The organism is Chromohalobacter sp. 296-RDG, from assembly GCF_029889885.1.
GTDB lineage: Bacteria > Pseudomonadota > Gammaproteobacteria > Pseudomonadales > Halomonadaceae > Chromohalobacter.
In genome coordinates this window covers 130,135-146,207 of record NZ_JARANY010000002.1, presented here as the reverse complement: position 1 = coordinate 146,207, position 16,073 = coordinate 130,135, and the positions used below count along the sequence as shown (strand labels likewise).

At 57.5% G+C, this 16,073-nt stretch carries 14 protein-coding genes and 1 pseudogene; 10 read left to right on the top strand and 5 right to left on the bottom strand.

Annotated features, from left to right (window positions below):
• Positions 1-221: 221 nt before the first annotated feature.
• Positions 222-419, bottom strand: coding sequence for an AlpA family transcriptional regulator (locus tag OP495_RS01980; protein WP_348521287.1), 198 nt, complete (start codon positions 417-419; stop codon positions 222-224).
• Positions 420-1,281: 862 nt separating this feature from the next.
• On the opposite strand from OP495_RS01980, the gene OP495_RS01975 reads away from it, so the two are divergent.
• On the top strand, positions 1,282-1,866 hold the full coding sequence (locus OP495_RS01975; RefSeq protein ID WP_280566809.1) for a hypothetical protein: 585 nt from the start codon (positions 1,282-1,284) through the stop codon (positions 1,864-1,866).
• 461 nt (positions 1,867-2,327) lie between these two features.
• On the opposite strand, the pseudogene OP495_RS01970 reads toward OP495_RS01975, so the two are convergent.
• From OP495_RS01970 to OP495_RS01960, 4 genes and pseudogenes are all read right to left on the bottom strand, one after another.
• Positions 2,328-2,414, bottom strand: a pseudogene (locus tag OP495_RS01970) (tripartite tricarboxylate transporter TctB family protein); the annotation flags it as partial.
• Positions 2,414-2,884 carry a tripartite tricarboxylate transporter substrate-binding protein gene (locus OP495_RS18785; protein WP_348521286.1) on the bottom strand — a complete coding sequence of 157 codons (471 nt, stop codon included), beginning with the start codon at positions 2,882-2,884 and terminating at the stop codon, positions 2,414-2,416. The gene OP495_RS18785 and the pseudogene OP495_RS01970, both read right to left, overlap by 1 nt.
• A 2-nt stretch (positions 2,885-2,886) precedes the next feature.
• Positions 2,887-3,216, bottom strand: a complete 330-nt coding sequence (locus tag OP495_RS18780) for a hypothetical protein (protein ID WP_348521285.1) — start codon at positions 3,214-3,216, stop codon at positions 2,887-2,889.
• A 238-nt stretch (positions 3,217-3,454) separates the two neighbouring features.
• Positions 3,455-4,120: a helix-turn-helix domain-containing protein gene (locus OP495_RS01960; protein WP_280566807.1), complete on the bottom strand. Its 666-nt coding sequence runs from the start codon at positions 4,118-4,120 to the stop codon at positions 3,455-3,457.
• Positions 4,121-4,237: 117 nt separating this feature from the next.
• On the opposite strand from OP495_RS01960, the gene OP495_RS01955 reads away from it, so the two are divergent.
• The 9 genes from OP495_RS01955 to OP495_RS01915 all read left to right on the top strand — a co-directional run bounded on the left by OP495_RS01955 (position 4,238) and on the right by OP495_RS01915 (position 16,020).
• Positions 4,238-5,398, top strand: coding sequence for a CoA transferase (locus OP495_RS01955; protein ID WP_280566805.1), 1,161 nt, complete (start codon positions 4,238-4,240; stop codon positions 5,396-5,398).
• A 19-nt stretch (positions 5,399-5,417) separates the two neighbouring features.
• Positions 5,418-6,272 (top strand): citryl-CoA lyase, encoded by an 855-nt coding sequence (locus OP495_RS01950; RefSeq protein ID WP_280566803.1) that lies wholly within the window; start codon positions 5,418-5,420, stop codon positions 6,270-6,272.
• 49 nt (positions 6,273-6,321) lie between these two features.
• A complete protein-coding gene (locus tag OP495_RS01945) occupies positions 6,322-7,332 on the top strand; it encodes a TAXI family TRAP transporter solute-binding subunit (RefSeq protein ID WP_280566802.1) in 1,011 nt (336 codons plus the stop codon).
• 15 nt (positions 7,333-7,347) lie between these two features.
• Complete coding sequence (locus tag OP495_RS01940; RefSeq protein WP_280566800.1) at positions 7,348-9,252, top strand: TRAP transporter fused permease subunit; 1,905 nt, start codon at positions 7,348-7,350, stop codon at positions 9,250-9,252.
• Entirely contained in the window at positions 9,249-10,172 is a 924-nt protein-coding gene (locus OP495_RS01935) for an SMP-30/gluconolactonase/LRE family protein (protein WP_280566799.1), read from the top strand. The genes OP495_RS01940 and OP495_RS01935 overlap by 4 nt, the downstream gene beginning before the upstream one ends.
• A gap of 246 nt (positions 10,173-10,418) precedes the next feature.
• The gene (locus tag OP495_RS01930; protein WP_280566798.1) at positions 10,419-11,792 is read left to right on the top strand and encodes an amidase; all 1,374 of its coding nucleotides are present in this window, start codon (positions 10,419-10,421) and stop codon (positions 11,790-11,792) included.
• Between the two features lie 35 nt (positions 11,793-11,827).
• The gene (locus OP495_RS01925) at positions 11,828-13,381 is read left to right on the top strand and encodes a Na+/H+ antiporter NhaC family protein (protein ID WP_280566797.1); all 1,554 of its coding nucleotides are present in this window, start codon (positions 11,828-11,830) and stop codon (positions 13,379-13,381) included.
• A gap of 291 nt (positions 13,382-13,672) precedes the next feature.
• Positions 13,673-14,512, top strand: a complete 840-nt coding sequence (locus OP495_RS01920) for a DUF3883 domain-containing protein (protein WP_280566795.1) — start codon at positions 13,673-13,675, stop codon at positions 14,510-14,512.
• A 284-nt stretch (positions 14,513-14,796) separates the two neighbouring features.
• Positions 14,797-16,020 carry an MFS transporter gene (locus OP495_RS01915; RefSeq protein WP_280566794.1) on the top strand — a complete coding sequence of 408 codons (1,224 nt, stop codon included), beginning with the start codon at positions 14,797-14,799 and terminating at the stop codon, positions 16,018-16,020.
• Positions 16,021-16,073: the final 53 nt, after the last annotated feature.

The following is a 16,073-nucleotide window of genomic DNA, read 5'->3' as shown; positions in this document are numbered from 1 at the left end:
AGAGCCATGTGAGTATTCCCCTGTTTCGCCCTTTGCTAAGTTAGGTACGGGCCTTGAGGTCCCATGCTATTCTTGAATAGGGAGGCTAAATAAATAACAATTAAACAAGGGTCTAAAATACTGACTTAGTTACCGACACTTCAGACAGCATGCGATTACGAGGGTGGAAAGCGGTCGAGGTTTTACTCTTAAATTAAATCAATAAACTGCACTGATGCGCACTAAAAGGCTTCTTCATTCCTCTCTTCGATGCTGGCCTGAATCCAGCCATCTATCTCGGTTTCAACCCATGCCACAGCTCGAGTGCCAAGCTTTATTGGCTTTGGAAACTTGCCCTCGCTGATGTACTTATAGATCGTGGATCTTGCGAGACCGGTACGGTCCATGACGTCTTTAATGCGGATCAGCTTCATACTCATGTTGAACTCCTGATAGTCCTTCATGAGATGGGGCCGCTTAGTAATTATTATCTTGGCTTGCTTCTCCCTCCTTGATTTACTATCTCACATGACTTGAAACCCAGCTCCCACATGTCCCATTTTTTACCGCCCTGTCCCGTGCACACGAAAAAGAAAGAGGGTCCAAGCAGAATTGACGAAGGGCTGGCCTCCGCAAAGACACAGGAAGGCCTCTAATAACCTGCTCTGCACCACATGTTGCCTCGGCTAATTTCTTTACACCTTACTCTATTAACTCTAGATGCACCTGAGGTACTAAATTTTCCAGTGTTTATTACGGACACTAAGCTGGCCGCCGCCTTTTATCACGCCCTAGACGATCCATTGCCCAAGCCCACTAGATCGCGAGGACATTGCAATTAGGATCTTGGCTCACGATCTACGGAAAGTTCAGCTGATGCCGCTAATGCGTGGGCGGTAAGCCTTAAACATCGAAAAAGCCCCATACCGCTGGTCCAAGACCTTGTCTACTTCTTCGAAATGATACTGCATCGGCTCCCTTGTTAACCCTGTCTACGCCACCCCATCATAGTGGGGGTGGCGCAGTAGGCGGCGCTCCTAAAGGGAGACACCGTACCTATGATGGCAAAAGCCATAAAAATTAATATAATTTGTCACCATCGCGTGAATCATGTGAACACTCACGCCATAATAAACATCTGCATAAGCGTCACACTTGATAGAAAATGACATACTTGTTTATGAAAAATTACGAAAAAAATAAAGCAACATTACATCTTATACATTTTTTTGACATCCTCCTTAACGCATGATATAAATAAATAATAATACTTATCATACATGCTCTACGGGAGAGGGAAAGGTGGAACTGCTATCTAAATGGCTAGAAAAAAGAGGAAGGGAAGCAGAAGAAAAAGCTTTAGACTATTTAAACAACAAGGGATTTTATTGCAAAAACACAAACTTGGAAGCAAGAGAGCAAGTGCAAGAAATTGAAAAATCAAACGCTAGAGACCTTTATTTTAAAGATTGCGAAAGGAAGCTTAAAAACAATCTTCGGCAAAAGATGTCTAGCGACAAACAACCCAATATGAAACAAAGCACATTTAAAATTTCAAACGAGGGCCATGCGATACTCAAGAATTTATCTCAATATTACGGCTTGACAGTCGGAAACACATTAGAACTGTTGATCCGCAAGGAACATCATAGCTTGATTACTCAAGCAAACAATACTTCTACCCTAAGCCATTATCCGAACACTAACTATACAAACGAATATAAACACCCCACTTATACGCTCCCAAATGGCCAGCAGGCACCTTACTTACGGCGTAACGTATGGGATGACGATAATTTTCACGAAAAAATGAATGAATTAAAAAATCTCGCACCTAATAAAGTTACACAACAACATCAGAGCGGCCCTAAAGGCGGCCTCCTATAAATCTATATATTGACTATTACCGAAGTGACCCCCTCCAGGGCTGCACAGGCTATAGTGCAGTCATCAGGAGGATAGGATGAGCGATTCGCGAAGGATGACGATCTCAGCCGAGTCAGTAGCAGTTCCATGGTTGGTTAGCATCTCCAGTTGCCCGGGTAGGTCCCGAGTAACCGGAGAGCCCATGCTGGCTATACCCGACAACGACTGACAGCTTCAGCCAATTGGGGAGTATACCGGGGAGTAAAATTGCATTCACAACCGAATAAAATGACTTATCATCATGATAATAAAGCAAAAATTTAACCCGCTCTATATTAAGATACAAAATATCGAGTGATGTCTACGCCCATCCATGAAATTCCATAACTTATTGTTTTTTATATAAACAGCTGCAGGCAAGAATGATGAGGAGCTTTACTGCCAGGATGGTCCAGGCTCTGATCAAGGACGGTACACCGGGACGGTTCCGGAAACTGCGTGGCACCCCAGCCATATGCGACGGCCAGGACGAGTAGCAGCACACCGCAAACACGGTCGTTGCGTTGGATCATTGGATAATCCCAACATCCTTGGAAAGTGTCTCGATATCGTCGATCTGACTTTCGACAAACTGCCGGAATTCCTCGCCCTGTACATCAAAGGGAATCAGTCCATTCTGCTTCATGACCTGCTTCCATTCGTCACTGGCATACAACTGACCTAGGGTATCGATCCAGTACTGCCTGGCCTCATCGGAAATGTCCGCCGGCATGTAAAAACCACGCCAGTTGGCCCCAACCACATCAACACCTTGCTCCTTGGCAGTGGGAATATCGCTGAACTCGCCCGAGAGGCGCTCATCGGCCAGTACCGCCAGTACTCGCAGGTCACCGGACTCCATGAAGCCTTGAGCTTCACTGATGTCACCCGTAAAGACATCAATATGACCGCCGACCACCTGAGTCATGGCTTCTCCCCCTCCGGTGAACGACAAGTATTTGATGCTGCTCAGCCCTTCAACACCGGCTTCATTTGCCATCATCAGAACCTTGAGATGATCCCATCCCCCTTGGAACTTCTTCCGGCAAAACTGATTGCATTGGGATCCTTCTTGAGGGAATTCAGCAAACCCTCGAAATTCTTGATCGGAGAATCCTCAGCTACAGCGATGATGCCGTAGTCGGCACCCAGCGCGCCGATCCAGTTGACCATATCGGCATTCATGCCCTGAAACTGCCCTTGCGCCAGTCGAGTCGTGGTAGCCGTTGAGGCAGCCACGAGAACCTCATCATCTCCCGCTCGCTTGCTGGCGACATGAGCAAAGGCAACCGTGCTGCCGAGTAGCGCTACGTCAAGAAGGGTCTGATGCATGAGTATGCTCCATCAATGATTCGTTGTTTTATTAATAGCACCTTATTTCACTAAAGAAAACTGGTGAGTGAGCTCGTACAACGTCAATGAGGCACAAGGAAATATCAACTAAAGTCAAAAACAGGCTACTGCCTAGCCTGAATGGCAATACAATGCCACGGTGTTAGTCTTAGTAAGTTCCAGACAGAAAAAGCCCAAGGCCTTATGGTCTTGGGCTTTTACACTTACCGGTGTCGCCTCAAGCGGATTGCAGCCCTCTGGGCCACTGCCGCTCCAATAACATCGCGTACTGGGTAAGCAAAGGTATATGGCGGTCCCGAACCAGAGAATCAAAACGCTCACTGGGGCCAGATAGAGCTAATGCCCCCATCAGTTCACCGACAGTGTTATAGATACCAATCGCCGCCGCAGCTAATCCAATCTGGCGCTCGCCACTCGACACAGCAACCTGCCCTCGAGCCGTCTCGTAGTTGAGAATCCGGCCCGCCGCACCGCGGTCCAGCGGCAAACGCACGCCTTCCTCAAGATGGTGACGTACCTCCAACCGGCCGTTCTCGCGCAAGCGACAGATCCGCTCGTCATCGTCTCGAATGTAGAAAGATGCCGTCTCTTCGCTGGAATCCCGCAACGACTCCAGTATCGGCCTGACCAAGTTCTCCAGTTGCGGTCCCTCACCGGCAAGCGGCGCCAGGCGGGCGAAGGTGGGCCCCAAGCGATAGACCCCGCGCTCGTCCCGCGTCACATAGCCAAAATGCTCCAGCGACGCCATCAGCCGCAGGATGGTGCTCTTGTAATAGCCAGTGGCATTGGCCAGCCCCGTCAGCGAAAACTCTCGCCGATTGGCGGAGAACGCTTCCAGCAGGGTCAATGCCCTCTCGACGGCCTCGACGCGTCGCTGCGCCATGACATTCTCCTTCTCTATTGAACTAAAGGGGAATGTTCTGACAGACGCAACCAACTTGCAAGAAGCCGTTGCACGTCATATTCTCACAAGAAGAACAGGTTCTATCTAAGGAAACAAATGAGTGCATTACTCTCCGGCTACCGCGTCCTTGATCTGACCAATGTCCTGGCGGGCCCCTTCTGCTGTCATCAGCTGGCACACTTAGGTGCCGAGGTCATTAAGGTTGAACGTCCTCAGGGCGGTGACCTGGCACGACAGCTGGGAGCGGATCCACAACTCAACCGCGACTTCATGGGCGTTTCCTTCCTGGCGCAGAACGCCGGGAAGCGCTCCGTCACCCTCGACCTCAAGAAGGACGACGACAAGCGCCACTTTCTCGAAATGGTCAAGGAAGCCGATGTGGTCGTCGAGAACTTTCGTCCCGGGGTCATGCCGCGCCTGGGGCTGGGCTACGATGTTCTGAGCGAGGTCAATCCAGCACTCGTCTATTGTGCCATCTCGGGCTTTGGGCAAGACGGTCCGCTCGCCAACTACCCCGCCTACGACCAGATCATCCAAGGCATGGCCGGTGTCATGAGCATCACGGGCGCCCCTGAGAACGCGCCTTACCGCGTCGGCTATCCGCTGGCGGATACCGTGGGCGGGCTGACGGCGGCCATGGCGATCAACGCCGCCCTGGCCGAACGCCCCCGCCGCGCCCATTTCATTGACATCTCGATGCTGGAATCGGTCCTCTCCACCATGGGCTGGGCCGTTTCCAACCTGCTCATCGCTGGCAAGGCACCAACTCCCCTCGGCAACGACAACGTCACGGCGAGCCCCTCGGGTACGTTCCGCACCGCTGATGGGCTGATCAACATCGCCGCCAACAAGCAAGAACAGTTCGAAGCCATCTGCCGCGTCCTGGGACACCCGGAGTGGCTCCAGGATCCGCGCTTCGCCGAACGCCAGGCACGGCTAGATCATCGCCGTGAGCTGAGCGATTACATCGAGGCAGCGTTGAGCGCCGATGCCACCGACGTCTGGTGGCGCAATCTGGTCGAGGCAGGCGTACCCGCCGGTCCAGTCTACAGCGTCGCCGAGGCACTGGCGCATCCCCAGGTGCGCGACCGGGGCCTGATCGAGCGATTCGAGGAGAGCACGCTGGGCAGGCCGCTGCAGGTCGTTAGCGGCGGCTATCGTGTCGATGGCCATGCGCCCCGCGTCGACACCCCTCCACCCAACTTGGGCGCGGACAACAGCGAACTACTGCCCGCCCACGCTGCCAACGACGAATGACCATTCGGGACAGGCCAACATGACTCAATCCGACGGCACTTCACAGGAACTCGACCCGCGCCTCGCCCAGCAGTGGTGGCGAACCGGCATCATCGACATGCAACCCGGCGAGATCCGCTATCGCGGATATCCCATCGAAGAACTCATCGGCCAGGTAAACTTCGCCGACATGGTCTGGCTGATGACCCGTGGCGAGCTGCCCTCTCGCGCCCAATCCACCCTGCTGGAAGCCGCCTTGGTCAGCGCCGTGGATCATGGCCCGCAGGCGCCGAGTATCGCAATTGCACGCATGGCCATGACCTGCGGCAGCAATCTCAACAACGCGATGTCGTCAGCGGTCAATGTGCTCGATGATGTGCACGGCGGGGCCGGTGAGCAGGCGGTGGAACTCTATCGACTGATTCACGCGCACCAGGAAGCCGGCAGCACGCTGGAAGACGCCGTTGGCGACGGAATCGCCGAGTGGCAGCGCACGCGGAGCAAGCATATCCCCGGTTTCGGCCATCGTTTTCATCCCGTCGATCCTCGGGGACCACGCCTGCTAGGGCTCGTCGAGGAAGCCGCCGAGCACGGCGAGGTGGGAGGTCACTTCGCCGCCATCGCCCGCGAAATCGAAAGGCAGCTAGGCGTCGAAAAGCCTCGGCCGATTCCGCTCAACATCGATGGTGCCACTGCCGTCATCTATGCCGAACTGGACTTCCCGGCGCCGTTGGCGCGCGGGCTTTTCTGCCTGTCCCGCTCGGTCGGGATCCTCGCGCACGCCTGGGAACAGAAATGCCAGGGAGGACGCAACAAAGGCCCGATTCCCAAGGGCTGGTTATGGCCCTATGACGGGCCAGCACAGCGCTCGGTACCCGAGCGCGATTTCCGATAACCACAAAAACGCCGTTTACAACGGATCACCAGTCAATCACTGGAGGCACATGATGCAACTCAAGAGCTCACGCCGAATTCTTACGACACTCCTCGCTACCGCAACGCTTGGTCTGGGTATGGCTGCCCAGGCGGATGACCTGGTCGTCAGCGCGACATCGCAAACGTCCGACGACTACGCGCTCGCAGTGGCCTGGTCGAACCAACTGGCCGAGAGCGATGCCAACCACCAACTCACGGTGGTCGACAACGGCAGCGTTAACGGTCTACGTCAGTTGGCCGCGGGCCGACTCGACATTGCCGTGATCGGGGCGCCGCATTACCTCGATGCCGTCAACAAACGCGGCAACTTCAGCAAAGACCCGGATCGTCTCACCGATTCCTACAAGAACCTGCGGAGTCTCTTCGCGATTAGTACCAGTGCAGGTCAGTACGTGGTTCGCGACGACGCGGGCATCAAGAGCTTTGCCGACCTCAGTGGACACAGCATCGCCATCGGGCGTCCCGGCGGCAATGCGGGACGTGTCAGCAGCGCTTTCCTGGAGGCCTACGGCCTGACGCCGGAGGATGATGTCGACACCCAGTACATCGACTACAGCGACGCCTTCAATCAGATGTCCAATGGCCGCCTGGACGGAACGTTCGTCTGGGGTGGCCTACCGCAGGCGGCGATCGACAATGCCTCGCGCACCATGGACCTGCGGTTCATCTCGCCCGACGAGGACAAGGTGGACGCGTTCCGTGACCACATCACGGCCGGCCAGCACTATCGCTTGAAGTCGGTTTCTCAGCAGGATGTCGAGAATGCCTACCAGGGGCGTGTCGCGGCCGAGGGCGACGTAAACTTCTGGACTTTCCCCTACATGTTCGTCGTCGACCGCGACTTGGATGACGACACGGCATATGCATTGACCAAGGCCTTGTGGAACCACCTGGACGCGATCAAGAAGACCAGCGCCGCTCTCAACCTGCTTCGTCGCGACGAGGCCACCACCGGGTTGACCGCGGAGCTGCATCCCGGCGCCGCGCGCTATTTCCGCGAAATCGGCTTGATTGAATAATCCTCGGAGACGGCCATGTCATCCCCTTCCACCAATGTGCCCGGCCCCGCTCTACGGGGCCTGGGCCTGACGGCCTGCGCGGCGCTGACGCTATTCATCGTCTGGACCACGCTGGGTATGCGCTACCCTGCCCAGATCATGTACGGCTTCGTGCTGCTGTTGGGCCTGATCGCTACCTTCTCCCTGAAACCGGGCCTGCTTGCCGAGCGTTGCCCCCGGCTTGACCAGGGCCTGAGCTGCCTGTTGATCCTGCTGGCCCTGGCCAGCAGCGGCTATTATCTCGTCGAGTACGATGACATCGCCGCCTTTCGCGAGGGGCTGCCTAACACCCAGGATCTAATTTGCTACGCGATCGGGACTCTGCTGGTGCTGGAAGCCGCCAGGCGTGTCGAGGGCTGGACACTCGTCGCCATCACTGGCGGTGCCTTGCTCTATCTTTTCTTCGGTCACTTCCTGCCCGGCGAATTGGGCCATCGCAAGCTGTGGTTCGACCAGGTGCTGGAAGTCAGTTACAGCTATCAAGGCATCTACGGCATTGCCCTCGGGGCGGTCGTCGATGTCGTGCTGATGTTCGTGATTCTCGGCGCAGCACTACGGCATACCGGCGCCGGTGATTTCTTTAACTTCCTCGCGCTGCGCCTCGCCAACGGCCGTCGCTCGGGAGCTGCTCAGGCCGCCATCATTGGTTCGGCCATGTTCGGCTCGGTCAACGGTTCGGCACCGGCGAACGTGATGTCGACCGGCGTGCTGACGATTCCCATGATGAAGCGGGCCGGATATCAGGGACGTTTCGCGGGGGCCGTCGAGGCAGTGGCCTCCTGCTCGGGTCAGCTCATGCCGCCGATCATGGGGGTCGGCGCCTTCATCATGGCAGAGATCACCGGCATTCCCTACCCCACCATCATACTGGCGGCCATCGTCCCAGCCTTTCTCTATCTGTTAGCCCTCTCCGCGGCTGTGGCCTTCGAGGCGGGTCGCCTGCAGTTAGCCCCGGAATCCACCGCCGACGATCCCTTCAATCGCCGTAGGAAATCCCAGGGCGTGGTACTTTTAGTTGGGTTCACGACGCTGATCACCCTTCTGTTGCTCGGCTATTCCCCCACCTGGTGCGGCATGTCCGCCGCAGCGGCAGTGCTAGCCTCGGCCACCCTGCTTCCAGATACCCGGCTCTCCTTGAAGGGACTAGCCAATGTCGTTGTCGACGGAGGGCGTGATGGCCTGGCGGTTCTGGTGTCCTGCGCCGCCATCGGCATCGTCATAGGCGCGGTCAACGTCACCGGGCTGGGCGTCACCCTGAACCAGGCCATCGTGGGACTCGGCGAGGGCCATTTACTGCTGGCACTGATCCTCGCGGCATTCTGCTCGATCCTGCTGGGCATGGGTCTACCGACCGCCGCCTCCTATCTGATGGTAATCTTCGTGGCCGGGCCCGCAATCCTCGACCTTGGCGTCGACAAACTGCAGACCCACCTGTTCGTTTTCTATTACGCCGTGCTCTCCGCCATCACGCCACCGGTGGCTCTCGCTGTCTTCGCCTCTGCCGCAATAACCGGGGAGCGAACGCTAAGTATTGCCATGAGCGCCCTGCGCCTTTCGCTGGTTGCCTTCCTGCTGCCTTTCGCCTGGGTCTACCATCCGGAGATCAATCTCGAACTGCACTCCTTGGCGAACCTGCCCTCGCTGGTGGCAACCATCGCCATGATGGTCATCGCCACCATAGGTATCAGCGCGGCTAACGTCGGGTATTCCCATCGCCGACTGACAATCGTCGAACGGCTCGTCGTTGGCATTGCCGGCATCATCGCCCTGACGCAGGGCATGTTGCCCTCCGTACTGGCAACCATTGTCATCGCCGCCTTACTGGTAAATGCCTACCGCAGTCGCCAGAAAGCTTCTACCACTCGGGAGGCCTTACATTGACGCTTTATGCTCCCCCTGACACTCGCTGGTGCGAGGTCTTCAGTGAAATTCCGGAACACCTACAGCTCCACGACACCCCGTCGGAGTGGATCGATGCCAATAAACCCGGCCAGAGCGTTCCCAGCTTTCTGGAAGGCCCGGTATTCGATGCCCAGGGAAACCTGTACGTCACAGACATTCCGCATGGGCGCATTCTTAGAGTGAGCCCGGATGGCCAATGGACCTGCGTGGCCCATTACCAGGGCTGGCCCAACGGCATGCGCTTCGGCCCGGACGGCCGATTGTGGATCGCCGACTATCGGCATGGCATCCTCGCCATGGACCCAGAGGGACACGAACCGGTCCCCGTGCTGACCCATGTCGGCAGCGAACGCTTCAAGGGTGTCAACGATCTCTTCTTCGACCGACGCGGCCGGCTGTATTTCACCGATCAGGGCCAGACCGGCCTGCAGGATCCCAGTGGCCGAGTGTATCGCTACGACCTGGAAACGCAGCGGTTGGATCGACTGATCGACAACGGCATCAGCCCCAATGGCCTAGTCTGCGACCTGTCGGAGAAGGCGCTTTTCGTCGCGATGACGCGGGGCAACGGGGTCTGGCGCATTCCCTTGAAAGACCACGGGCCAGCCGGAAAGGTAGGCATGTTCGTTCAGCTCGCAGGCGGCGTGTCGGGGGCCGACGGCCTGGCGCTCGACGAGGCGGGCAATCTGTTCGTCTGTGACGCGGGCAACGGTTGCGTGTGGGTCTTCAATCAGCACGGCGAGCCACTCTGGCGACTGCGCTCGCCGACCGAAGGCCGGACTCTGACCAACCTCGCCTTTGGCGGACCTGACCGACGGACGCTCTACATGACGGAATCCGCCACTGGAACCATAATCCGATGTGAGCTAGAGACTCCTGGAAAAAGTCTCAGTTATTGAACTCTCTCAAGTACTGCAGGCCAACATCATAGGGCATAGTGGAGTGAACTGCCGGAAGCAATGTACACCTCGTTAGGGCGTAGATCATCCAATGCCTCGAGCGTCAGGCCAGAGGCTTATCCGGATCCAGAGCGCGTATTTGGAGCGGCAGAAACTGCTGCTGATTGAACGGGCTGCATATCAATCGACGCTGCGATACTGCAAGGCTAACTTGAGGGAAGTGAACTGATCGTTTAGGTGAGCACCGTGACAGAAAGTTCTCGACCCTTGGCAGCTCGGCTAGCTGATTTGCGTGACCGACCGGAATCGATCACCGATCTGGCCGAAGATTTATTGGAAGCCCATGTGCCCGCCTGGCAAGGTTACATCGAATGGATGCCATCCCGGGTGCGGGCTCAAGCTCAGCGATTAGCGGCTCAGGCTCGTGCAGGCATGCTCCCTAAGTCCTGCTTTGGGCTTCCTGTCTCAATCAAGGACAATATCGGTCTCGCTGGCTGGTCGGTGAGTGCCGGTAGCCATGAACCGCTCCCGTCACTTTGGCAGCGCGATGCGGCGATCTCCGCACGATTCCGTCAAGCCGGAGCTTTGTTCACGGGGGTCACCCATACCGTACCGTTCGCCTTTACCAGCCTCGGTATCACCCTAGCCGGTGAAGGGCCTCGTAACCCCTGGAATAGCGAGCGGGTCTGCGGAGGCTCATCGAGTGGCGCGGCAGTTAGCGTTATCGAGGGGAGTGCATGGTTGGCCCTGGGGTCGGACACCGCCGGTTCGGTACGCGTACCCGCCGCGATGACCGGGTGCGTGGGGCTTAAGCTGACTCACGGGCGCTGGCCGATGGAGGGTGTCGTGCCACTTAGCCATACGCTGGACAGTCTAGGTGTATTGGCACGCAGCGCAGCGGATCTGACAGATGCGCTCAAAGCATTGGAAGGCGAGCGCCTCGTTGCGCCAACGATTCCTTCACTAGGGAAGTTACGGCTAGGCGTACTGCGAAGCGCGCCTCGGGAAAACGCCGATGCCGGCATCGACGATGCCTTTGATCGAGCGCTGCAGGAACTTGAGGCAACTGGCGTCCAACTCGTCGATATTGACTTGCCAGAAGCGGAAGCAGCCGATGCATTGTTTCGCTCGGGCGGGGTAGTGGCCGCAGAGCTAGAGATGTTTCTGTCATTGCGATTGCCGACCTGGTACAAGCGACTGATGCCACCGCTCGATGGTGCCATGACACGAGCGTGTGAGTTGTCCCATGACGACTATCGTCAACGCATAAACACATTTCTTCATTTATCAAGCCGAGCGGCAATACGCCTCGATGAGACGCACATCGATGCATTGGTCTTGCCGACCACACCCTTATCGCCACCGCGTCGAGATACGCTCGCAACACCAGCCGCTTACACTGCGGCGGACGATCGTATACTACGCCACACGGCGTTTCTTAATTATCTTCAGTGGTGTGCCATGAGCCTTCCCGTTGGCCTGGATGCCGTTGGCATGCCGGTAGGGTTGCAGTTGGCCATGCCTGGATTCGCCGAAAAACGGCTGTTGGGTGTAGCTGTGGCGATCGAACGCGGACTGGGGCCCCCCTTCCAACGGCTGGGCCTACCGCCCCATCCTTGATACGACGCACAACAATTACATGATGGAGACGCCTTATGTCCTTTGGCCTGTTTTCCCTTTTCCCTCCGCTGCTCGCGATCCTACTGGCGCTGGTGACCCGCAACGTGATTCCCGCGTTATTCTGTGGGGTCTGGCTGGGGGCGACAATGCTCAGTGGCGGCAATCCAGTGACCGGACTTTACGATAGCTTCGCAGATTTCATCATTCCCAGCGTGGGCGATGAGTGGAGTGCCACCGTTCTCATTTACTGCGGCCTGTTTGGAGTGCTAATTACCGTATTGCAGCGAACCGGTGGTGCTCACGCCATCGCCCGCGCCATCGCCTCCAAGGTGGCCTCGCCGCGTGGAGCCCAAGGCGCCACACTGGGATTCGGGGTGCTGATCTTCTTCGAGGACTATTTCAACGCATTGACGGTGGGAAGTGTCATGCGGCCGATCACCGACCGCATGCGCATCTCACGAGAAAAGCTCGCCTACATCGTCGATTCGACCTCGGCGCCAATGTGCCTGTTGGGGCCCGTGTCCACCTGGGTGGTGTTCGTGATGGGGCTGATCGGCACCCAGCTTGGCGAGATGGGCATGACGGGCTCTGAATACCTGATATATCTGTCGTCAATTCCGCTCAATTTCTATGCCTGGCTGGCGCTGCTGTTGATTCTGGTGATCGTCGTCACGCAGTGGGACTTTGGTCCCATGGCCAAGGCCGAGCAGCGTGCACGGGTAAGTGGCAAGCTGCTGGCGGATGGCGCCCAGCCGCCGTCCGACCGCGAAGCAACCGAAATGATGGGCGTTGCCGAAGAGAGCTCACGCAAGCGCAACATGCTCGTGCCGATCCTGGTGCTGGTGGGGATGATTCCTCCCCTCTTCCTGTGGACCGGCAACTTCCCCGAGAACGATCTGATCACGGCGATGGGAGAAGCCGAGGGCGGCCTGTCGATCCTGATCGCTACCTTCCTGGCGGTCAGCGTAGCGCTAGGCATGGGACTGCAACAGCGGCTGTTCGATTTCCGCGAAGCGATGGACCTGGTGGTTACCGGCATCAAGAGCATGACGCTGGTTTACATCATCCTCACCCTGGCCTGGTCAATTGGTAGCGTGACGTCAGAACTGGGCACGGCGGATTATCTTGTCACGCTGGCCCAGGCCGGCATTGCACCGAGCCTGATTCCGGTACTGCTGTTCTTGATCGGTTCGCTCGTCGCGTTCACCACCGGGACCTCTTATGGCACCTTCGCGATCATGATTCCCATCGCCATGCCGGTGGCTGCTGCAATGGACATGTCGTTATCGTTGGCCATTGCCGCCGTACTCAGCGGCGGTATCTTCGGCGATCATTGCTCGCCGATTTCGGACACTACCATCCTTTCCTCGGCCGGCTCTTCGTGTGACCACATCGACCACGTACGGACCCAATTACCCTATGCACTGAGTGCAGGAACATCCGGCATCATCGCCTTCTTCATCGCCGGGCTGACAAACTCAGCCTGGATAGGGGGGCTCAGCGGGGTGGCCGCACTATTGACGGTAGTGCTTGTGCTGCGTTGGGTATGGGGCCCGAAGGCATCTGCACAGTACGACCCGGTTAGCTGACCATGCCCACAGGTGGGGGCCTTTACCCCCGCCTCGCAGGCCATCGGACACTGGAGCGCCGGTATGGATCCGCGTACCGGCGTTTCCTGGCTCTAGCCCTGGCAGTCCTATTGTCACGACGATAACCTGGCATCATACGGCGCTCAGAGATGGCGTGACGAAATACGACTTCCAGCTCGGATGTATTCAAGATCAGGAAGGACGAAGTCTTGGTGATCTGACTGCCCCCCCGATATAAATTGTGATAAAAACGATTTCTTTATTTTAAATACAGAATATCGAGTGAACATAATGCCTCGTGAAGACTCCTGGTCCGTCGACGAGATCGAGGCCATCGTCGATACTTACCATCGGATGCTGATCGCCGAGTTGGGCCACCAGCGCTACAACAAGGCAGCACTCAACCGTCAGTTGGTGGAACAATTACCCAAGCGCTCACGTGCTTCCATCGAATTCAAGCACTGCAATATCAGCGCAGTGCTGCGCGATGCCGACTGCCCTTACGTCACGGGCTACAAACCGCGTAGCAATTATCAGACGATATTGGCCGAAAGCGTCGAGCGACGCTTACTGCAGAGCGCAATCTTCGACCACGCCGCACGGTCAGCGGCCGAGCGTCCTGCCATCGAAACCTTTCCCGAAAAGTTTGGCGATGTACTCGATACACCGCCCTCGACGACCCTTCCTCAAGTGCAGGAAACGCCCGGCCGCTACGTCGTCAAACGTGACTATCTTGCACGCGAAGCTCGCAATCGTGCGCTGGGCCATGCCGGAGAATGCTTCGTACTCGCTTACGAACGTCAACGCCTGATTGCCCAAGGGTTTTCCCGACTCGCCGAGGCGGTGGAGCATGTCGCTGAGACCCAGGGCGATGGCGCCGGTTTCGACATTCGCTCGTTTTCAAGCGATGGCCATGAACGTCTGATCGAGGTTAAGACCACGGCATTCGCCAAGGAGTGTGCTTTCTTCCTCTCGCCCAACGAGTTGGATTGTTCAGGTAAACACGCCGCACGCTACCATCTTTATCGACTCTTCAACTTCCGTGCCAAGCCGAGGATGTTCTGCCTACAGGGCGATCTCCGCGATCACCTATGGCTGGAGCCCGAAAGCTATCGCGCCGGGGTTCGCTGACGCACTCGAATTCAAGAGGTAGGTGCCAAAGCTAGTACTAAAGCAGGAGCTGAATGGCAGCCTCAACGAGACAGGTGCCAGGAAGTCATTTATCAAACACTTATCGCTATTCACCTTCTTAGACCGATCAGCGACACATCGCAGCGGCCAATACCCATCCATACAGTCGAAATCGCTACCGACCTTCGACGATTGGCGTAGAAGCATCCTCATTTTGGCCGTAATCGGCTACCCTTGCGTCCTCGGCTTTGCTGCCGTGACGCAATATCTTTCGGTTTCCAAGGATGGTCCTCTTGTCGACTTCCGCGATACCCCGCCGGGGCGTGCTGACGCTCGTCGCGCTGCTGCTGGTAGCGCTCAATCTACGCCCGGCGCTGACCAGCGTCGCGCCGGTCCTCGGCAGCATCGGTGAGGCGCTTGCGCTGTCACCCAGTCTGCAGGGCATTCTGACCACGCTGCCGGTGCTGTTTCTGGGGCTCGCTGCGCCGCTGGCACCACGCATGGTTCGACGCATCGGCCCGGAGCGCAGCGTGTTCGCTGCGCTTCTGGTATTGGCGGTGGCGTTGCTAGTGCGGCCCTATATCGGCACGGCGGGGCTGTTCCTGGGAACGGCGGTCGCCGGTGGCTGTATCGGAGTCATCGGGGTGTTGCTGCCGGGCATCGTCAAACGGGATTTCCCCCGTCGTGTCAGCATCATGACCGGTCTCTACACCGTGGCGCTCAATCTCGGCGCCTCCGCTGCCGCGGGTACCACCGAGCCGCTACGTCAATTATTGGACGACGCCTGGCAAGGCGCTGCACAAGGTCCTTGGCAAGGCGCGCTGGCGTTCTGGTTGCTGCCAGCGGTGATCGCCGCGCTGTTCTGGCTACCGCAGCTCAAGGGCACCAAACCCACTCGCGTTCCCGCACGTCGCGGCGCGCGGTTACGTCACGATCCACTGGCGTGGCAGGTCTCGCTGTTCATGGGGCTGCAATCGTCGCTGGCCTATATCGTGTTCGGCTGGTTACCGACGATCCTCCAGGACCGCGGGCTAACGGCGGTTACCGCAGGGCTGGCGCTATCGGTGTCGATCCTGCTGCAGGTGACTACCGCGATCCTGGCGCCGTGGATCAGCAGCCGTATGCGCGATCAACGCACGGTGCTGATCGGCGTGATGACACTCACTCTGACCGGGCTGCTGAGCTGCCTCTACGCTCCGATCGAAAGCATCTGGCTGTGGATCGTGGTGCTGGGTCTAGGCCAGGGCGGTACTTTCAGTATGGCGTTGACCCTGCTGGCTCTGCGTGCGCCCGATGCGACGACCGCAGCGAGTCTCTCGGCGATGGCCCAAGGTATTGGCTATACCCTTGCGGCGCTGGGGCCGCTGCTGATCGGCGTGCTGCACGATTGGAGCGGTGGCTGGAACGTAGTCGGGTTTCTGGTGAGCGCGATTGGGCTTACTGCGCTGGTCATGGCGCTGGGTGCCGGGCGTGACCGTCAGGTGGCGTCGACACAGGGCACGCAGTGATGGGGCGGCGCTCCGTTTCGACGAGACGATCTTCGGGCTGCTTTATGATCCGT